Below are 18,943 nucleotides of genomic sequence, written 5' to 3'. Positions count from 1 at the left end.
TAGAATCTTAACGATGCGATTCCAAGGCAATTGCCTAAAAATCGTCATAAACCTGCGTAAAATCAGCTTTTCCGCTGCAATAGAAGGGTGGTCCATTCACCAATCACATCGCGTTTCACAAGATTGGTTCCATTCTCTGCATAAACCGAAATGACGCTATCGGCCTGCTCGTTGAGAATGCCAGACAAAATCGCATAGCCACCGGGGCGCAGGTTCGCACAAAGATCCGGCGACAGCGCCACCAGTGGGCCTTTGAGGATATTGGCAAAGATCAGATCATAAGGCGCGACCTCTTTCAGGCCGGGGTGATCAAAGCCAGCAGCCTCCAGGCAGGTCACAGCGCCGGCCATACCATTGGCCTTGAGATTGGCCTCGGCCACCTCGACTGCAACCTCGTCGATATCGCTGGCAACAAAATCGCCCTCCCAGACCCGCGCAGCCGCCATGGCCAGCACGGCGGTGCCGCAGCCAATGTCAGCGACTTTGGAGCCCACAAATCCTTCCGAGATCAGATGATCCAGCGCCTTGAGACAGCCCAGCGTGGTGCCGTGGTGTCCGGTGCCAAAGGCCATCGCCGCCTCAATCAGCAGCGGGATACGCCCTTCGGGCACGGTGTCGGCGTCATGACTGCCATAGACATAGAACCGCCCCGCCTCGACTGGGGCCAGTTCGCGGCGCACATGCGCGACCCAATCGGTTTCCGGCAGTTCGGAGACGGCAAATTCCTTGGCGCCATGCAGCGTCGCCAGCAAGGCCAGGCCAGCCTGATCCGGTTCTTCGGTGAAATAGCCGCCCACTTCCCACAGGCCCGAGCCATCTTCCATTTCAAACACGCCAACCCCGGTGGGTTCCGGCATCAGGGCTTCCATCGCCTCGCCCAGGGCTTCGGCTTGGGGTTTGCCAGGCAGGGTGGTCAGGGCGGTAAAGGTTGGCATGTCGGATCTCCAGCTGCGGTGCCCCGCGCCTAGGCCCATGGGACGCAGAGGTCAAGAGCAGAGCCGGTTTTGGCCGCTCTGACCCAGATTTTCCAAGGTGCGCCCCCTATTCGGCAGTGGCAGCGCTGCGATATTTGGCAAAGACGGTTTCATTGCCCGGCTCGGGATGGCGCGGGATCAGGCAAGACAGCCCCAAAGAGATCAGCGCCATGGCAGCCGCCAGTGCAAAGACAAGAGAGGGGGAAATTACCCACAACAGCCCCAGCAGCACGGGCAGAAAGACTGCGGCAATATGGTTGATGGTAAAGGCCACAGCCGCCGTGGGCGCGATATCGGCCGGATCGGCGATCTTTTGGAAATAGGTCTTCAGCGCCAGCGCCAGGGCAAAAAGCACATGATCCACCACATAGAGCACCGAGGCCAGCAAGACGCCCCAGCCGAACCAGTAGATACCGCCATAGAGCGCAAAGACCAGAGCAAGCCCGGCATATTCGATGATCAGGGTCCGACGCTCGCCAAAATAGGCCACAAACCGCCCCAGCAGCGGTGCCACCAGGATATTGATCACCAGATTGATCAGGAACAACCCGGTGACCTCATGCACGTCAAAGCCAAAGCGTTCGACCATCATGAAACCGGCAAAGACCACAAAGATCTGCCGCCGGGCGCCCGCCATGAACTGCAACAGGTAATAGAGCCAATAACGGCGGCGCAGGATCAGTTTTTTGTTCTGCGGCGTTGGCGAGTCAAACTGCGGATAGACCAACAGGCACAGGGCCGCAATCAGCGTGGTAACGCCGCCCGCCACCATAAAGACCACATTAAAGGTGAGGTCAAAACTCTCCCAGAGCAGAACGATCAAGCCATAAACCACAAAAGTCGCCGCAGATCCGGTGGCAATCAGCCAGCCCAGCATCTGTGGCGCCCGGTCCTTGGGCAGCCATTGCAGCTGCAGCGACTGGTTCACCGTCTCATAGTAATGAAACCCGATTGAGCTCAGCAGGGTGATCATCAAGACCCCCCCAAGCGAGGGGAACCAGGCGGTCAGCATGGTGGCCACGCCCAGCATCATCAAAGAGATCAGCCCCAGCACCTGCTCGCGCACAAACAGGATGATGGCAATCACCCCCACCGCCAGAAAGCCCGGAATCTCGCGCACCGTATGCAACAGGCCAATATCGGCACCATCAAACTGCGCCACCTCGATGACAAAGTTGTTCAGCAAGGCGGACCAGGCATTAAAGGCAATCGGCATGCAGATCGCCATCACAAACAGCAAGGTTATCGGGCGACGCCATAGCGGCAGATCACGGGCCGCATCCAGGGGAAGAGGTTTGAACATATCCCCCCTCTACGCCTCTTTTTGCTCTGACGCGAGGCCAAAGCCACTCCGCACATACAGGCCCGCATCTTTGCACAGAAGCGGGCCTCACTTGTTAGCTTTACAGCGGCCGCAGCGCCTTAGGAGTGCTAAAGAACCTCAGGTGGACCTCTCCACCATACGGGATTTTACCCTGGCTGTTTTTGGTTACGACAGTATAGCCGCCACCCACAGCCCGGTAATAGGTGTTACAAAGAACCCCCTGTTTGCGCATAGCATCACGCACGATCTTCAGCCCCCATCTTGCGCTGGCAGGCGGATTGCCCTTAATCGAGAACCGCGCCTTAGCGCCATCCGTACAGATACCTTCAGCCCGTTCTTCAAACGGAATGATAGCCTCGACATAGGATTCAGACATTCCTCTCAAGGCTAGCCGCCCTGTTTCGATCCCCTTATTCCCTCTCAGGTGATACTGGCTCAGGCCTCCGCAACTTTCCGTATCTGGTTTGTAGATGTTGCAGGCAAAGGGCTTATCCCGATTTTCCGCCAGCATGACCCGCAGGGAGACCTGCTCTCCGCGCTCCGGCACCGGAGCAACACAACCAACCAAAAGCCCAGCAGCAATCACAAGCGCTGGTTTCAAAAAAAATCCTGCCATTAAATTCTGCCTATTCGAGATCAAATGTACAAGAAAGCCCCTTCTGGTTGATATTTGGCAACTTGTCGAAGCGCCGGGGCTCAACCTGCCCCCCCTGCGGCGTCGCACAATTTTAAAGAGCCTATGTCTTTGGCTCTGCTCGATGACCTAAATCAAATCAAAAATACGAATGTGTGTATATAATCACCAAAACTCTATCTCGCGGAGGCTCGGGGCAATGGATCTACTCACTCTTATCGAAACCCTGGCCGAACGCCTGGGCGAGGCGCCTCTGGCGGCGCTCTTTGGTCTGTTGACCGGTGTTACCTTTGGTATTGCGGCACAGCGTTCACGGTTTTGCCTGCGCGCCGCCACGGTAGAGTTCGCGCGCGGCGGCATGGGCGACCGGATGGCGGTCTGGTTGCTCACCTTCTCTACCGCTGTGGTCTGGGTACAAGGGGCCGAGCTTTTAGGGCTGATGCGCAGTGCTGACGCCCGGATGATGGCCGTGCCCGGCAGCTGGTCAGGTGCCATCATCGGCGGCTTGATTTTTGGCGCCGGCATGGTCTTGGCACGTGGCTGTTCCGGCCGCCTGCTGGTGCTGGCCGCCACCGGCAATCTGCGCTCCGTGGTTTCCGGCATGATCTTTGCCGTGGTGGCACAGATGAGCCTCTCGGGCATGTTGTCCCCCCTGCGCGACAAGATCGCCGGTCTCTGGGTCACCTCCGGTGGACGCAATATGGACCTGCTGGTCGAGGCCGGGCTGCCCAATTGGGGCGGATTGGCGCTGGGGCTACTGATCGCTCTGCTGGCGCTGGTACTGGCCCGGCGCAACCAGATTGGTGCATCGCGGCTGATTTTTGCCTCCGGTGTGGGCTTTGCCGTGGCGCTCGGCTGGGTGCTCACCTATGGGCTCAGCCAAGTGGCCTTTGACCCGGTGCAGATCGAAAGTGCCACCTTCACCGGCCCCTCTGCCCACACATTGATGTTCTTCCTTGATCGCAACGCCATTCTGGAATTCGACATCGGCCTGGTCCCCGGCGTCTTTATCGGCGCCATGCTGGCCGCTTGGACCGCAGGGGAGATGAAACTCCAGGCCTTTGACGATGCCCCGACCATGCGCAAGGCGATGATTGGCGCGGTGCTGATGGGCTTTGGTGGTATGCTGGCCGGCGGCTGCGCCATCGGCGCCGGAGTAACCGGCGGGTCAATTTTCACCGGCACCGCCTGGTTGGCGCTGTTCTTCATGTGGGTCGGCGCCCTGGCCACCGATCTCCTGGTAGACCAGAAACACCAGACTTCCGCAGCCTAAGCTCAAAGCCAATACCGACCTGACAAGGCGCGCCTAAACGACAAGCAGGGCGCCCCTGTCATCATCTTTCCACAAATATTCAATTGCACCACGACTGCAGGGCGCGTCCGGTCCGCGTTTCAAGCGAACCACTCGGACTGCCTCCAAAAACCCAATGCTCAAAAGAAGTTCTGCGGATCAATATCAATGCTGAGACGCAGATCACCCTTCATGCGAAAGGGCTGTACCCAGCGACTCAGCGCCTCCTGCAGGGCGACTCCCTTTTCTGCCTTCACCAGCAGGCGCACCCGATGGCGGCCGCGCACCCGGGCAATTGGCGCCGGAGCAGGCCCAAAAAGCTGCGCTCCCACCTGCCGCAGCGGCCCGTCATTGCGCGCCAGCGCATTGCCCAGATCAAAGACCTGCGCCAGATCCGATCCCGACAGGATGATCCCGGCCATGCGTCCAAAGGGCGGCACCCCGGCCTCACGACGCTGCGCCGCCTCGGCCCGCCAAAATTCCTCTTCATCGCCGGTCAGGATCGCCCGAATAACCGGATGTTCCGGTTGAAAGGTCTGCAAGAGTGCTTCACCCGGGCGCTCGGCGCGACCGGCCCGACCCGCCACCTGGCGCATCAACTGAAATGTCCGCTCGCCTGCCCGCAGGTCTGATCCCTGCAGGCCCAGATCGGCATCAATCACCCCCACAAGCGTCAACAGCGGAAAATTATGCCCCTTGGCCACCAGCTGGGTGCCAAGAATGATATCAGCCTCGCCAGCGGCGATCTCCTCGATACGTGCCTTCAGTGCCCGGGCCGATCCAAACAGATCCGAACTCAGCACCGCAATGCGCGCCTCGGGAAACAGCGCCGCCGCTTCCTCTCCCAAACGCTCAATGCCCGGCCCAACCGGGGCCATCTTGCCCTCCACCTGACAGGAGGGGCAGACCTCGGGCACCGGTTTAGTTTCACCGCACTGGTGGCACATCAACCGCTTCATGAACCGGTGCTCCACCATGCGGGCATCACAGTTATCGCAGGCCACCTGGGCACCGCAGGCCCGACAGATGGTCACCGGCGCAAAGCCACGCCGGTTGAGAAACAAAAGCGACTGTTCCCCGCGCTCCATGCGCAGGTGCATCGCCTGTTTCAGGGTTGGGGAAATCCAGGTTGAGGGCGCCAGATCTTCGCTGCGCATATCCACCGCTCGCATCTCTGGCAGCACCGCGGTGCCAAAGCGTGAAGTCAGATCAACGCGCTTATACTTGCCCGCCTCAGCATTGCTCCAGGTTTCCAGCGAGGGCGTCGCCGAGGCCAGCACCACCTGCGCCGAACACATCACCGCGCGCAGCACCGCCATGTCGCGGGCATTGTACAACACGCCCTCTTCCTGTTTATAGGCGCTGTCATGTTCTTCATCGACAATGATCAGACCAAGATCGCGAAACGGCAGCATCAGTGCCGAACGCGCCCCAATCACCAATTGCGCATTGCCCTGCCCCAGCATCCGCCAAACCCGGCGCCGTTCGGTCATGGTCGCACCAGAGTGCCACTCCGCAGGCGTCGCCCCAAAGCGCTGCTCCACCCGCTTCAGAAACTCGGCTGTCAGGGCGATTTCCGGTAGCAAGACCAGCGCCTGTCGTCCCTTGCGCAGACAAGCCGCGACAGCTTCCAGATAGACCTCTGTCTTGCCGGAACCGGTGACCCCTTTCAGCAGAGTGGTGCCATAGCGACCACTCTCAACTCCCGCCGCCAGCGCCGCTGCTGCGGTGGCCTGATCCTCGGTCAATTCCTTGCCCGGACGCTCAGGGTCCAACATCGGATAGGGCAGATCGCGCGGCGTCTCTTCTTCGCGCAAGCCCCCCTGCGCCACCAGCCCCTTGATCACCGAGGGTGTCACCCCGGCCATATCGGCCAGCTCCTTGGGGGTGAAGCTCATGCCGCCGAACTCTTCCATCACCGCCAGCACCTTGGCCCGCGCCGGGGTCATCCGGTCGGGTTCTTTATCGCCCAGCTGCAGCACTTTGCGCATCGACGGCGGATCCGACAGCCCCGGCGCCCGTGTCGCCAGCCGCAGCATCAGGGACATCGGCGTCAGGGTGTAATCAGCGGCCTTGCTCAGGAACTGGCGCATCTCGTCGCGCATCGGTGCCACATCCAGCACCCGCATCACAGAGCGCAGCTTGGCCGAATCAAAATCACCGCCGCCCGGCCCCCAGATCACCCCCAGAACTTTGCGCGGCCCCAGCGGCACCTCGACATAGGCGCCGCGAAAACAGCCACCCTCGGGAGCGCGATAATCCAAAAGCCGATCAAGAGGTTGCGCGGTCAAAACCGCCACCCTGTCGCCTTGATGGAAAAATTCCTGCCCGCTCACCTGTGCCGCCTCCAAACCTCGGGGCTTTTTAATGCCCGCGCCATGCGCTAAAGGCTAGCGCAATCAAGGCCAAACTTTCCCAAAAGGATCCCCGCCGATGAAATTCTTTGTAGATACCGCCGAAATCGACGCCATCGCCGAGCTCAACGACCTTGGCATGGTCGATGGTGTGACCACCAACCCCTCGCTGATCAAGAAATCCGGTCGCGACATTATTGAGGTCACCAAAGAGATCTGCGCCATGGTCACTGGCCCGGTTTCCGCCGAAGTCACCGCCACCGACGCCGAGACGATGATTGCCGAGGGCCGCAAGCTGGTCGAAATCGCCGAAAACATCGCCGTCAAAGTGCCGCTGACCTGGGATGGGCTGAAGGCCTGCAAAACCCTGTCCGCCGAAGGCCATATGGTCAATGTCACACTCTGCTTCTCCGCCAATCAGGCGCTGATCGCCGCAAAGGCCGGTGCAACTTTCATCTCGCCCTTCATTGGCCGTCTGGACGATATCAACCTCGACGGCATGGAGCTGATCAACGACATCCGTCAGATCTATGACAACTATGGGTTTGACACCGAAATCCTGGCCGCCTCGATCCGCTCGGCAAACCATATCCTCGACAGCGCCCTGATCGGTGCCGATGTGATCACCGCCCCCCCCGCCGTGATCAAGTCGCTGGCCAACCACCCGCTGACCGACAAGGGTCTGGCCACCTTCCTCGACGACATCAAAGCCGCCGACATCAAGATCCTGTAAGCGCGCTTGGCCCCTGGCCAAACCTGTTAAGAAATTTCCAAGGGCGCCCAATTGGGCGTCCTTTTTTGTGCCCCGCACATCGCATGATTCACCAAGATCTTTACGCGCCTCCTGGAGCGGCGATTTGCCGGGGTTTTGCTGGGGTCAAGGGGCGCACTCGCGCCCGCGCCCTGGCGCGGTTTGCCCTTGAGGTCAGCAAGGCCCCACCCAGAATCGAATTAGCGCGTTTCAGGGCAGACCTGCCCTTAAACCGCTTCTCAGCACCTATTCTTTTCTGTTTTGCGCCGGGCGCAGCCCGGCGCCCGGCCCAACGGGGACAATGGATCTGTGATCCAGCCGTCCCGGGCGGGAGCCCCTGCCCTATGGTGACAGCTTCGGCCTTTTCCTGCCCGTAACACATTTTTAGCCACATTGCGCCAAAACCCGTGCTATACCCGGGCGCAAAGCCCCTCAGAGGTTCAAGCCCCATAAAGGTTCAAGAATGAGCAGCACGACAGCCAAATTAGACACTCCCCTACGCGATGCGATTCTGGCCAAGCCAGATGCGATCCTTGAAGATCAGGGCCTGATGGAAGCCTTGGTTTCCGCCAATGAACGCGCCATGGGTTCCAATATTGTCGACCTGCGCGGCATTGCTATGGAACGTATGGAGGCGCGCCTTGACCGGCTGGAAGATACCCATCGCTCAGTGATTGCGGCGGCCTATGAAAACCTCGCTGGCACGAATCAGATCCACCGCGCCATCCTGCGCTTGCTGGATCCCACCGATTTTGCTGGCTTCTTGCAGGCATTGAACGGCGATCTGGCCGAAATCATGCGGGTTGATTCTATCTCTCTGGTGCTGGAAACCCTGCAGGACGATGGCGGTGTCGCAGCTGCCCGCATGGGCGAGATGCTCAAAATCGCCAGCCCAGGCTTTATTGACAGCTATGCCGGCTCCAGCCGGGGCGGCCCTGCGCGTCAGGTCACCCTGCGCCAATTGCAGGGCGGCACAAGCAAGATCTATGGCGACAAGGCCGATTGGATCCGTTCAGAGGCCTGCCTGCGCCTGGATCTTGGCGCTGGCCGCCTGCCCGGTCTTTTGGTGCTGGGGTCAGAAGACCCGCATCAATTCACTCCGCAGCATGGCACAGATCTTTTGACCTTCTTTGCCGGTGTCTTTGAACGCGCCATGTGCCGCTGGCTGGCATGATCTCTCGAGGCATATCCCGACAAGCTCGACGTCGTGGATATGCCTGCAAAGACCTGCGCATCCCCCATGGTTTTGCCTGTTCAGAACCCGCCCCTTGTTTAGGGAGTCCTCACCATGGGTGATCTTGAGGCGCAGATGCTGATCTCTCCGGCTTGCCGCGATGCGCTGCAGCTCTGGCTGCAAGGGTTGAGCGCGCTGGAAGGGGCCACCGCCAATACCATCAGCGCCTATCAGGGCGATCTCAGCAGTTTTCTGGCCTTTATGACCAGCCACAGCGGCGCGCCGCAGGGGCTGGGGGCGCTGGCCCGGATCACCACTTCGGATATGCGGTCCTGGATGGCGCAGGAGCGCGGCTCCGGCACTGGCGCGCGCTCCCTGGCGCGCAAACTTTCTGCGGTCAAAAGCTTTTATCGCTGGCTGGCTGAGCGCGAAGGCTTTGAACCCACGGCTGTTCTGGCGGCCCGTGCCCCCAAGTTTCAAAAGAAACTGCCCCGCCCGCTGGCCAAGGATGCTGCCCGTGCGGTCATTGAAACAGTTGAGCTGCAATCCGCCTCCGACTGGGTCGCCGCCCGAGATGTGGCGGTTGTAACGCTGCTGTATGGCTGCGGGCTGCGGATCTCGGAGGCGCTGGCCTTGACCGGTAAGGCCGCGCCCCTGCCTGCCAGTCTCAGGATCCTGGGCAAGGGGGGAAAGGAGCGGCTGGTGCCGGTGATCCAGGCCGCCCGCGAGGCGGTAGAGCGGTATCTCGCCCTGTCACCCTATCCCAAGCAGGATGATGGACCCCTGTTTCGGGGGGTCCGAGGCGGTGCGCTGAACCCGCGCCAGATCCAGGGTGCCATGGCCCAGGCCCGGGCGCAGCTGGGGCTGCCCGCAACCGCAACGCCCCATGCGCTGCGCCACAGCTTTGCCACTCATCTGCTGGAAGCGGGCGGCGATCTGCGCGCCATTCAAGAGTTGCTCGGCCATGCCTCGCTCTCGACAACCCAGGCCTATACCGCTGTGGATACGGCGCATCTGATGGCTGTCTACAATCGCAGCCACCCAAAGGCCTGATCCCCCTCTCCAGGGCCGACATTGGGTATTTCAAACCCTTTGGAACAGACACCAGGTAAAGGCCTGCATGTTTCCTGCCGGAGTGGCATGGGATTCTTCCCAACTGTGCCGGAGCTCAAAACCCTCCCGCAGTTCTGCCTGCAACCCCTCGGGGGCGTAGCGCCGCACGGGCAAACCGCTACAGGTTTCTGGCCCCTCAAGCGCAAAGCTGGCCAGAATGACATGACCTGCCTTTGGCACCGCAGAGTGCAGGGCCTGCAGGTAGGCCTGGCGATCCTGTTTCTCGGTGAGAAAGTGAAACACCGCCCGGTCATGCCATATGTCCCACTGCCGGTGTGGCTGCCACCTCGTAATGTCCTCGGCGATCCAGGCCACTTGGTGGCCGTCAGCCCCCAGTCGGACACGGGCCAAAGTCAGGGCCCGTTGGGAGATATCCAGTACCGTGACATCCTGACGGCGTTGATCCACCAAAGCGCCGGCCAGGCGCGAGGCACCACCGCCGATATCAATGACAGACAAAGACCGCGGGCCACAAAGCGATATAGCCTGCAAAGACGGGACCGGGTCGGCCTGAAACCAACTCACCCTCTCTGTCTCCTTGGTCTCGTAGACCCTGTTCCAATACCGCGCCCGCTGCCCCACCTAAGCCTCCCTACCTGCTCTGCTTTTTGCATTATGTCACAAAAATTCCATTTTTGGAATTTGTTTTGCTGTGCGGAGGGGAAACCTGTGAGATTGTTAAAATTCGAGATAAGTTTTCCCACAATCTGCATCAGGGGTTAAGAGCTTGCCGCTTATCTGGGGCCTCTCATTGCTCCAGAAAGGATGCCGCAGATGCGCCCACAGACTCTTGACCTTCACCCCGCCCCGGCCGCCCCGGCTCCGGCCCCCTCTCAGATCCGCTATCCGGATCTTCCAGACCCTAGGCGCCGCTCCGATCTTCCCCTGCCTGGTTCGGCAAAAGGCAAATTGATGCTGTTCGGATCGCTCAAAGAACAGATCAGCAGCGATGAGGCGCGGACGCAGCGTCAGGAATACCCGACTTGGTTGCACTGAAGCCTTGCAGGCGCGGATGAAATTCGCCATCACAGGCACATGACACCACAGATCCGCGCCCTCTCCGTTCACCTGCTCACCGCCACCGGTGCAGTTTTTGCAATGCTTGCCATGCTCGCCGCAGTGGATGCCAAGTGGAGCCTTATGTTTGTTTGGCTGGTAGTGGCCTTTGCGGTGGATGGCATTGATGGGCCGCTGGCGCGGCACTATCAGGTTGGCCGCTACGCGCCGCAATTTGACGGCGTGTTGCTGGATCTGATCATCGATTACTTAACCTATGTGTTCATCCCGGCCTTTGCCCTGTTTAAATCGGGGCTGATGGCCGGTTGGACCGGCTGGTTTGCGATTATTGTGATCACCTTTGCCAGCGCGATGTATTTTGCCGACACCCGCATGAAGACCAAGGATAATTCCTTTTCCGGCTTCCCGGGCTGCTGGAACATGCTGGTGCTGGTGATCTTTGCCCTGGAGCCAAGCCACTGGGTAATTCTAGTGCTGGTGACCCTATTGTCGGCAGCTATGTTCCTGCCGTTGAAGTTCATCCATCCGGTGCGCACAGAACGCTGGCGCAGGGTGTCCTTGCCGGTGGCCTTGGCCTGGACCTTTTTTGCCGGCTGGGCTGCCTGGGTTGATTTTCACCCCGAGAGCTGGGCGCATTGGGGGCTGGTCATCACCTCGATCTATCTGGTCTTTGTCGGCATCGCCCAGCAGATCATACCGGAAAATCGCAGCGCCTGAGCAAGCGTGAAAGGGTGGAAGGGGCCAGCCCCTCTGGGCCTGCGGCCCATTCACCCCGGAATACTTTTGCAAAGGTGAAAGCCGCGCTGGCTTGAAAAGCAGCGCGGGTTCAGATCAACAGACTGGCAGCGCTTTCGTGTTTGAGCAGAGCAATCTTTGTTTCAATCCCGGTGCCGCCGGAAAATCCACCTAAGCCATTGGCACCCAGAACCCGATGACAGGGAATGATCACCGGAATCGGATTGGCCCCGCAGGCATTGCCCACAGGTTGCGGTGGCACCTTGAGCGCCTTTGAAATATCGCCGTAGGTCCGGGTCTGGCCCAGAGGGATCGCCAGCATCGCATCACAGACTGCCCGTTGAAAATCTGACCCCGCAACATGCAGAGGCAGATCAAAGTTTTGCAGTTCCCTGGCAAAATAGGCTTTGAGCTGTTCAATGGCGCGGTCGAGCAGCGCAGTGCGGTCGTTGCCCTGATCCTTCCAGGTAAGGCTGGTTATCGCCCCTTCGGCCTCTGTCACGCTTAAAGTTCCGACAATTGTGTCAATCCGGGCTGAAGGCATGGTTGGCGGTCCAGGAAGATGAGGATGATTTTAACGGTTATGCCCTGAAAGCCGGGCTGGAGACAGGAGAATCTACTTCGTTCGTATAGGTCGCTATCCGATCGGGCAAAGCCGGTGACCCAAGGTGCACGTGGATTCTGTTAAAATCCTGTTAAAACAAATTCAAATGAAACAAGTGGATTTAGGCTATGATCTCTGGAATTGGTTTGAACTTTGGCACCAGCAACATCACTTCCTCTTTGAAGGCGGGCGTTCCTGCAATGGATGCAAGCCTGAATGAGGGCAAGACCGAAGGCAAGGATCGTGCCATCCAGCGCAGCACGGCTCTGGAGGCAGCAGATACTCGTGTTCAGACCAAGACAGGGGGCAATGAGCTCGGAGGTCCGGCCCGCGAAGCGGCAAGGAATCGGGCTTTGGGCCGTGAAGGCTTTAGTGAGCAGGCCCTGATAGCGCGTTTTCTAGAGCAAAACTCGGATCACGCACCTGGCCCCAAACTCGTTAGCGCCCTTGTTGCTGAAAACCAGTATTTGCAAGCGCGTGCTGCGATCTGAAATGACCGCTACCGCTTCAATTCGCTGATCTCTCAAGCATAAAAACCCATCCCACTCTTGGCCAAACCAATAGAATTGAAACAAAATTTCACCTCAACGATAACAAAGAAACCTAAAAGCACAAGTAATCGTTAGTCTCCTCTTGGCAAATAGGCAGCACCTAATTGCAACCCAGAAGGGATTAAGAATGATTGGATCAATCGCGGCCACTGGCTATGGCTCAAATACATACGGCGCAGGTAACCGCCCGAGTTCACAAGGCAGCGCAGCCAGTTTTGAGGACCGCGCCTTCGCCAACGCCGATACCAAGGCAGCTCAGAATACTTCTCGTAGAAGGCTCCACAGCTGGTCGCACAAATGGCAAGGCCATTCTGCAAAACGCTCCTGCTACAACACAGACCCGCGCTCAGAGCAGTGTCGAGAATTTCCGGGACCCATCCGTTGAGAGCGCGTTCAAGGGCGGAAAATTGATCTCCATCATCGAGACGATTTCTGCTGACCTCGACACCAATGGCGACGGGGGAATCACTGTCGCGGAGTTGAATGCCTACGCCGAAGGTCTCGACGAACAACGCGAGGACAGCTCTGATACCACGTCGGCGGTAGACGCCTTTTTGCAGGCTCTGACAGACAAGATCCAAACTGGGCACAAGAATGAGGGGACGGAAGATGGCGCCAAGAACCAAGATGATGGACTAGGCGACACAATCACCACCAACGATGCCCCCAAGACCAACCAGACCAAAGCCCTGAAAGGGCTCTATGACATATTGGATGCAGTCTTTGACTCACTGGATACAGCTGGAGACCGCTTGCCTTCCAGCCTGTCGGCCTCCAGCAGTTCTGCCATTCAAACCATTGTGCAAAACCTAATGTCCAGCCAAGACAATGGCGAAACTGACAAAAGCCCCGTCAAAAACGCTAAGGACATCCATTCCCTCTATTGGGATGCAAAAGAACTTACCAATGCCTAGACTACAGACCCAGGGCATTCAGTAAAATCAGCGCCCGGCTTGCCACCGGGCGCTGTGTTTTCCAAGGGTCACAGCATTCGACAGGCCCTAGATCAATTCCATCTTCAATCCAGGGCGCTGTCGCAGCGACCACAAACCCCGGCATGGGCATGGCTGCCAACATCCGGCAGGATTTTCCAGCAGCGCTGACATTTGTCGCCTTCGGCTTTCTCAAAGACCACCGAGATGCCATCGACTTCGGGCATGCGGAAGGCTTCTGCCGGAGCAGGATCATTGGTGAGGGAGATATCGGAGGTGATGCAGACATCGGCAAAGTTCACCGATTTCAGCAGCTCCAGCACCTCTGGATCGCGCACATGCACCACCGGATTGGCCTCGAGTGAGGCACCGATGACCTTGTCCACCCGCTGCACTTCCAGCGCGGCTGTCACCACCCGGCGGGCCTGACGGATCTGCGCCCATTTGCCCGAGAGCGGCTCGTTCAGCCAATCCGCTGGGGTATTGGGGATATCGGTCAGGTGTACCGAGCTCTGCTCGCCGGGGAAACGCTCCAGCCAGACCTCTTCCATGGTGAAGACCAGGATCGGCGCCAGCCAGGTGGTGAGACGGTGGAACAGGATATCCAGCACGGTGCGCGCGGCGCGGGCATTTAGCGTGTCACCATCGCAGTAAAGCGCATCTTTGCGCACATCAAAGTAGAAGGCCGAGAGATCCACGGTGGCGAAGGTGAAGATCGCCTGCCAGACACCATTGAAATCAAAGCTCTGATAGCCGGTGCGAACCTGATGATCCAGCTCGGCCAGACGGTGCAGTACCCATTGCTCCAGCTCGGGCATGTCCTCGGGCGCGACGCGCTGATCCTCGCTGAAATCATGCAGCGAGCCCAGCATATAGCGCATGGTGTTGCGCAGACGGCGATAGCTGTCGGCGGTGCCTTTCAGGATCTCGGGGCCGATGCGCTGATCCGAGGTATAATCGGTCTGCGCCACCCAGAGCCGCAGGATATCGGCGCCGTACTGTTTGACGATTTCCTCAGGCACGATGGTATTGCCCAGGGATTTGGACATCTTGTTGCCCTTTCCATCCAGGGTAAACCCATGAGTGACAACGTTTTTATAAGGTGCGCGTCCCTTGGTTCCACAGGCCTGCAGCAACGACGAGTGGAACCAGCCCCGGTGTTGGTCGGTGCCTTCCATATAGACATCGGCGATACCGTCTTCGGTGCCGTCCTTACGGTCGCGCAGCACAAAGGCATGGGTGGAGCCGGAGTCAAACCAGACGTCCAGCACGTCAAAGACCTGCTCCCACTCCTCGGCGTTATAGTCCGCACCCAGGAAGCGCTCTTTGGCGCCGTCGGCGTACCAGGCATCGGCGCCTTCGACCTCAAAAGCCGCAACAATGCGGGCGTTGACCGCGTCATCGCGCAGGATGAAGCCCTCATCGGTGGGCAACAGGCCCTTTTTGACAAAGCAGGTCAGCGGCACGCCCCAGGCGCGCTGGCGTGACAGCACCCAGTCAGGGCGGGCTTCGATCATGGAGTAAAGACGGTTACGACCCTTTTGCGGGGTCCATTTCACCAGTTCATCGATCGAGCGCAGGGCGCGTTCGCGGATGGTTGTGCCCATCTCGTCCTGGCCATCACCAACCGCGCGATCAACGCTCGCGAACCACTGCGGCGTGTTGCGATAGATGATCGGCGCCTTGGAACGCCAGGAGTGCGGATAGCTGTGCTTGATCTTGCCACGGGCCAGCAGACCGCCAACCTCGACAAGCTTGTCGATCACGGTCTTGTTGGCGTCGCCCTCGCCGCCCTTGCGGTTAAGGATGTATTTGCCGCCAAAGAAGGGCAGATCGGCGCGGAAGCCGCCATCATCCATGACGTTATAGGTGATGACATCTTCCAGCATGCCCAGATCGCGGTAGAGCTCAAACTCTTCCATACCGTGGCTGGGCGCGCAGTGGACAAATCCGGTGCCTTCCTCATCCGTCACAAAAGGTGCAGCACGGAAGTCGCGGGGCGCATCCCATTCGCCGTTGGAGCCTTCGGCCCCGGCCAGCGGGTGGCTCAGCTGCAAAGTCGCCAGCTCATCCGCAGGTACAGCGCGGACACGGGTATATTGCCCCTCTTCCAGACGGGCGCGTTTGAAGACGTCATCGGCCAGTTTGTCGGCCAGCAGGAAGCGGTCGCCCTTGGCGGCCCAGCATTCCTCTGGCGCGTCAGTGACCTCGTAAAGGCCGTAATCGAAGCTGTCGCCGTAAACCACTGCCTTGTTCGAAGGGATGGTCCAGGGCGTGGTGGTCCAGATTACTACATGAGCGTTAAGCAACTCATTTACCCGAGATGCCTTTTCCTCGACTTCAGCCTCGGAAGCGCCACTTACTCCGTGACCCGTTACTTTAAACTTCACCCAGATGGTAAAGCTGTCTTTGTCTTTGTATTCCACCTCAGCCTCGGCCAGGGCGGTTTTCTCAACCGGCGACCACATCACAGGTTTGGAGCCCTGATAGAGCGTGCCGTTCATCAGGAATTTCTGGAATTCACCCGCGATCACCGCCTCGGCGTGGTAATCCATTGTGATATAGGGATCGGCCCAGTTGCCGGTGATGCCCAGGCGCTTGAATTCTTCGCGCTGGATGTCGATCCAGCCCTCGGCGAACTTGCGGCATTCCTGGCGGAACTCCACCACATCCACGGCATCCTTGTTCTTGCCCTTCTTGCGATACTGCTCTTCGATCTTCCACTCGATCGGCAGACCGTGGCAATCCCAGCCCGGCACATAGCGCGCATCAAAACCCATCATCTGATGCGAGCGCACGATCATATCCTTGATGGTCTTGTTCAGCGCGTGACCGATGTGCAGATGCCCGTTGGCATAGGGCGGGCCGTCATGCAGCGTGAAAGGCGTGCGCCCCTCTTTCTCGCGCAGCCGGTCATAGACACCGATCTTGGCCCAGCGCTCCAGCCAGTTTGGCTCGCGCTTGGGCAGGCCCGCGCGCATCGGGAAATCGGTCTTGGGCAGGTTCAGGGTCTGTTTGTATTCGGGAGTGTCAGCAGTGTCGGCGCACATGGGTGGCGTCCTTTGGATAAACTGTTCGGTAATCAGGGTGTTCGGTGCGGCGCGATGGCTCAAGCGCCTTTGCCCGGCGTCTCATTGTATCAGAGCGCCGGGGATATAATTCGAATAATGATGGCCAGTATATAGGACATGGGGGCGTTATAGGCTGACTGGGGCTTGGGGTAAAGCGGGCTTGTCCCCGCCTGAGTGTCGCAGTCATGCGACTGATCCAGGGACCGCTGAACCGCCGCTTGTCAGACACCGACCCACTTCCCACCCAGACTTCGATTGATCAAACGGGGAGGCATAACCTGGCCAATTTCTCTGTTTTGCTTTTGCACTCATGTCCCCCAGAAGCGCCCTCCGAGGGGGGAACATGGCCTCATCGCCTCCGGGGTTAGAGGGAAAGCAGATTTGTTGACATTGTAGAAACAAGCAGAGCGCCCGGATTGAGAGTAGATTAATCTGTTTCGCGCACGAAACCTTTGCTGCCCGTCAGGCCTGAAACAGGCTCCCCACCCCGTAGGCCAGCAAGGCGGCGGCACCGCCAATCGCTAATGTCTCCAAACCGGAGCGCCACCAAGGCGACAGCGCCCAGTGGCTTTTCATCGCGCCGATGCCAAAAAAGGTAATCAGCGTCAGCCAGACCGAAATTGAGAAGGCCGAAGCCAGACCAAAGAGGAAGGGCAGCAGCGGCACCATACCTGCGACCAGAAAGGCGGCAAAGGTGGCCAAGGCCGCGCGCATCGGATCCGGATCAACCGGGCTGGCACCGTATTCGCCCTCCATCATCAGATTGATCCAGGCCTCTTTGTCGGCGCAGATCGCATCCGTCGCCGCGTCCAGCACCGGCCCCGACAGCCCCTTGAGCCGCAGGATCTCGCGGGCCTCAGCACGCTCCCCTTCGGGGTAGTTCTGAATGTGGCTTTCCTCAACCCGGCGCAGCCGTTTGAGGTTATCCAGTTCCGCCTTGGTGCCAGAGTAATTCCCGGCCGCCATCGAGAACCCATCCGCCAGCACATTGGCCAGCCCCAGGGCAACAATGATGAAGGGCGACAACCCGGCGCCGGCCACCCCGGCGACAATGGCAAAGGTGGTGACCGAGCCATCAATCGCGCCGTATACCACGTCGCGCAGCACCCCGCGTCCCGGTGGCGCTCCGATGCGATCGCTGATTTCCTGCGGGCTGTGACCGTGATCGACCATGGCGGGCTCGTTCTCCTGTGCCTCTACATCTAAGTGATCCCGGCGCCTTTGCCTTGCGACAGATCAACGCCACCCCTATCCATCACCTGGCCAAGCCCCTATGTGAGAGCAGCAGCGCGACGGGCATTTGGCCTGCCCCACCAGAGCGAGACAAGATCATGACCGATGAGCTCCAGACAGCCGATCACCCGATGAAACGCTTTGACATCTCCGGGCCAGAGATCGACCGGGTGGTGGCTCTGTTCTACATCCGCATCCGCGCCCATGCAGAGCTGGGGCCGATTTTTGCGCGCTATGTGGCGGATGGTGATTGGCCCGAACACGAGGCCAAGATCGCCCGGTTCTGGCGCAATGCAATCCTGCGTGAGAAAAGCTACAGCGGCAATCCGATGCGGGTGCATGTCTCACGGCCTGAAATCCAGGCGGAGCATTTCCCGCAGTGGCTCGGGCTGTTCCACGAGGTCTTGCAGGCAGAGCTGCCCGAGCTGATCGCGCGGCAATGGGGCGCGCTGGCGGATCGCATCGGTGAGGGCTTTCGCACCGGGATTGTCGCCATGCGCCAACCCAAGGACGCACCGCCAAAACTGTTCTGATGCGCCAGCCTTTCTGGTCTTGTTCCCCCAGGGTCCACCGTCTTTGGTTAAAAGCCCTTGATCAATCTACGTGACGCATGATCCACATAGCCTCCGTGGCTCGAAAGGTTTTAAAGAGCGAAAAATACTCAACAAAATTCAACAAAATTCCCATGAAAGGTTGAACAAAGAAAATTTCAATCAAGGCAAAACTGGCATAGTGAGGCCCTGCGGAATTTGCCTCCGCTGTGCATAACCTCTTCCCCTCTGTGGAAAACCCCATTCCGCTTGTGGAGAACCCAAACTGCGTCTTCTCTCCCCCAGCCTATGGCCAGCTTGCCCTTATCCGGCTGCTTCGCTTAGCGTTGTAGGCTGCTCAGTCTTGTGGCGAGGCGCAAATCCTGCGACCTCAGCAATCGCTGAAGTGCAGCAGAACCAGAGCTGTACTGTAGCCATCAACCGCTTAACGGAGGGGCGCATCGTACTGAAACCATATGGTTTCAGTTTACCCACATCCCCTCCCACAGGCTTACACACAAGCCTGCACACAGGGTTACCCACAAGGCGCGCTCTCACTTGCTAGGGCTTTTGGGTGCGATTGGGAGCGGGCTTGCCCCAATGAACTGCCGATATCCACACCGCCTCAGCCGCCGCCAAGGCCGTGAAAGAAACT

16 protein-coding genes are annotated in these 18,943 nt (G+C 59.1%); 8 read left to right on the top strand and 8 right to left on the bottom strand.

What is annotated here, in order from left to right; translation table 11 throughout:
- Positions 1-62 precede the first annotated feature (62 nt).
- The 3 genes from ED661_RS05090 to ED661_RS05080 all read right to left on the bottom strand — a co-directional run bounded on the left by ED661_RS05090 (position 63) and on the right by ED661_RS05080 (position 2,914).
- On the bottom strand, positions 63-935 hold the full coding sequence (locus tag ED661_RS05090) for a 50S ribosomal protein L11 methyltransferase (RefSeq protein WP_122072859.1): 873 nt from the start codon (positions 933-935) through the stop codon (positions 63-65).
- A gap of 106 nt (positions 936-1,041) precedes the next feature.
- Entirely contained in the window at positions 1,042-2,277 is a 1,236-nt protein-coding gene (locus ED661_RS05085) for an MFS transporter (protein WP_122072858.1), read from the bottom strand.
- 100 nt (positions 2,278-2,377) lie between these two features.
- The gene (locus ED661_RS05080) at positions 2,378-2,914 is read right to left on the bottom strand and encodes a hypothetical protein (protein WP_122072857.1); all 537 of its coding nucleotides are present in this window, start codon (positions 2,912-2,914) and stop codon (positions 2,378-2,380) included.
- A 217-nt stretch (positions 2,915-3,131) separates the two neighbouring features.
- On the opposite strand from ED661_RS05080, the gene ED661_RS05075 reads away from it, so the two are divergent.
- On the top strand, positions 3,132-4,205 hold the full coding sequence (locus ED661_RS05075) for a YeeE/YedE family protein (RefSeq protein WP_122072856.1): 1,074 nt from the start codon (positions 3,132-3,134) through the stop codon (positions 4,203-4,205).
- Between the two features lie 158 nt (positions 4,206-4,363).
- Here the strand turns inward: ED661_RS05075 and ED661_RS05070 are convergent, their stop codons facing one another.
- A complete protein-coding gene (locus ED661_RS05070; RefSeq protein ID WP_122073335.1) occupies positions 4,364-6,559 on the bottom strand; it encodes a primosomal protein N' in 2,196 nt (731 codons plus the stop codon).
- 97 nt (positions 6,560-6,656) lie between these two features.
- On the opposite strand from ED661_RS05070, the gene fsa reads away from it, so the two are divergent.
- The 3 genes from fsa to ED661_RS05055 all read left to right on the top strand — a co-directional run bounded on the left by fsa (position 6,657) and on the right by ED661_RS05055 (position 9,555).
- Positions 6,657-7,310 carry a fructose-6-phosphate aldolase gene (gene fsa, locus ED661_RS05065; protein ID WP_122072855.1) on the top strand — a complete coding sequence of 218 codons (654 nt, stop codon included), beginning with the start codon at positions 6,657-6,659 and terminating at the stop codon, positions 7,308-7,310.
- Positions 7,311-7,791: 481 nt separating this feature from the next.
- Entirely contained in the window at positions 7,792-8,502 is a 711-nt protein-coding gene (locus ED661_RS05060) for a DUF484 family protein (RefSeq protein WP_122072854.1), read from the top strand.
- A gap of 114 nt (positions 8,503-8,616) precedes the next feature.
- A complete protein-coding gene (locus ED661_RS05055) occupies positions 8,617-9,555 on the top strand; it encodes a tyrosine recombinase XerC (protein WP_174214163.1) in 939 nt (312 codons plus the stop codon).
- 30 nt (positions 9,556-9,585) lie between these two features.
- Here ED661_RS05055 and ED661_RS05050 read toward each other — a convergent pair whose 3' ends face one another.
- Positions 9,586-10,140, bottom strand: coding sequence for a trans-aconitate 2-methyltransferase (locus ED661_RS05050; RefSeq protein ID WP_216822434.1), 555 nt, complete (start codon positions 10,138-10,140; stop codon positions 9,586-9,588).
- Between the two features lie 510 nt (positions 10,141-10,650).
- Here ED661_RS05050 and ED661_RS05040 point away from each other — a divergent pair.
- On the top strand, positions 10,651-11,349 hold the full coding sequence (locus ED661_RS05040) for a phosphatidylcholine/phosphatidylserine synthase (RefSeq protein WP_122072851.1): 699 nt from the start codon (positions 10,651-10,653) through the stop codon (positions 11,347-11,349).
- Between the two features lie 109 nt (positions 11,350-11,458).
- On the opposite strand, the gene ED661_RS05035 is transcribed toward ED661_RS05040, so the two are convergent.
- A complete protein-coding gene (locus ED661_RS05035; RefSeq protein WP_122072850.1) occupies positions 11,459-11,911 on the bottom strand; it encodes a methylated-DNA--[protein]-cysteine S-methyltransferase in 453 nt (150 codons plus the stop codon).
- A 188-nt stretch (positions 11,912-12,099) separates the two neighbouring features.
- Between ED661_RS05035 and ED661_RS05030 the strand changes: the two genes are divergently transcribed.
- Together ED661_RS05030 and ED661_RS05025 are read left to right on the top strand one after the other, a co-directional pair.
- On the top strand, positions 12,100-12,462 hold the full coding sequence (locus tag ED661_RS05030; RefSeq protein ID WP_122072849.1) for a hypothetical protein: 363 nt from the start codon (positions 12,100-12,102) through the stop codon (positions 12,460-12,462).
- Positions 12,463-12,929: 467 nt separating this feature from the next.
- Positions 12,930-13,436: a hypothetical protein gene (locus tag ED661_RS05025; protein WP_122072848.1), complete on the top strand. Its 507-nt coding sequence runs from the start codon at positions 12,930-12,932 to the stop codon at positions 13,434-13,436.
- A gap of 104 nt (positions 13,437-13,540) precedes the next feature.
- Here ED661_RS05025 and ileS read toward each other — a convergent pair whose 3' ends face one another.
- Entirely contained in the window at positions 13,541-16,504 is a 2,964-nt protein-coding gene (ileS, locus tag ED661_RS05020; protein WP_122072847.1) for an isoleucine--tRNA ligase, read from the bottom strand.
- A 483-nt stretch (positions 16,505-16,987) separates the two neighbouring features.
- A complete protein-coding gene (locus tag ED661_RS05015; RefSeq protein WP_122072846.1) occupies positions 16,988-17,698 on the bottom strand; it encodes a VIT1/CCC1 transporter family protein in 711 nt (236 codons plus the stop codon).
- Between the two features lie 158 nt (positions 17,699-17,856).
- Here ED661_RS05015 and ED661_RS05010 point away from each other — a divergent pair, with 158 nt between their 5' ends.
- Positions 17,857-18,291, top strand: coding sequence for a group III truncated hemoglobin (locus tag ED661_RS05010; protein WP_122073333.1), 435 nt, complete (start codon positions 17,857-17,859; stop codon positions 18,289-18,291).
- Positions 18,292-18,943 lie beyond the last annotated feature (652 nt).

The sequence above is a fragment of the Pseudophaeobacter sp. EL27 genome (genome assembly GCF_900313025.1).
Classification (GTDB): Bacteria; Pseudomonadota; Alphaproteobacteria; order Rhodobacterales; family Rhodobacteraceae; genus Pseudophaeobacter.
The sequence above is the reverse complement of the archived record's forward strand: the minus strand, read 5'-3'. Positions and strand labels throughout refer to the sequence as shown.

Coding starts and splice junctions, on each gene's coding strand:
- ED661_RS05090 (WP_122072859.1), bottom strand. CDS start 935: ATGCCAACCTTTACCGCCCTGACCACCCTGCCTGGCAAACCCCAAGCC.
- ED661_RS05085 (WP_122072858.1), bottom strand. CDS start 2,277: ATGTTCAAACCTCTTCCCCTGGATGCGGCCCGTGATCTGCCGCTATGG.
- ED661_RS05080 (WP_122072857.1), bottom strand. CDS start 2,914: ATGGCAGGATTTTTTTTGAAACCAGCGCTTGTGATTGCTGCTGGGCTT.
- ED661_RS05075 (WP_122072856.1), top strand. CDS start 3,132: ATGGATCTACTCACTCTTATCGAAACCCTGGCCGAACGCCTGGGCGAG.
- fsa (WP_122072855.1), top strand. CDS start 6,657: ATGAAATTCTTTGTAGATACCGCCGAAATCGACGCCATCGCCGAGCTC.
- ED661_RS05060 (WP_122072854.1), top strand. CDS start 7,792: ATGAGCAGCACGACAGCCAAATTAGACACTCCCCTACGCGATGCGATT.
- ED661_RS05055 (WP_174214163.1), top strand. CDS start 8,617: ATGGGTGATCTTGAGGCGCAGATGCTGATCTCTCCGGCTTGCCGCGAT.
- ED661_RS05040 (WP_122072851.1), top strand. CDS start 10,651: ATGACACCACAGATCCGCGCCCTCTCCGTTCACCTGCTCACCGCCACC.
- ED661_RS05035 (WP_122072850.1), bottom strand. CDS start 11,911: ATGCCTTCAGCCCGGATTGACACAATTGTCGGAACTTTAAGCGTGACA.
- ED661_RS05030 (WP_122072849.1), top strand. CDS start 12,100: ATGATCTCTGGAATTGGTTTGAACTTTGGCACCAGCAACATCACTTCC.
- ileS (WP_122072847.1), bottom strand. CDS start 16,504: ATGTGCGCCGACACTGCTGACACTCCCGAATACAAACAGACCCTGAAC.
- ED661_RS05015 (WP_122072846.1), bottom strand. CDS start 17,698: ATGGTCGATCACGGTCACAGCCCGCAGGAAATCAGCGATCGCATCGGA.
- ED661_RS05010 (WP_122073333.1), top strand. CDS start 17,857: ATGACCGATGAGCTCCAGACAGCCGATCACCCGATGAAACGCTTTGAC.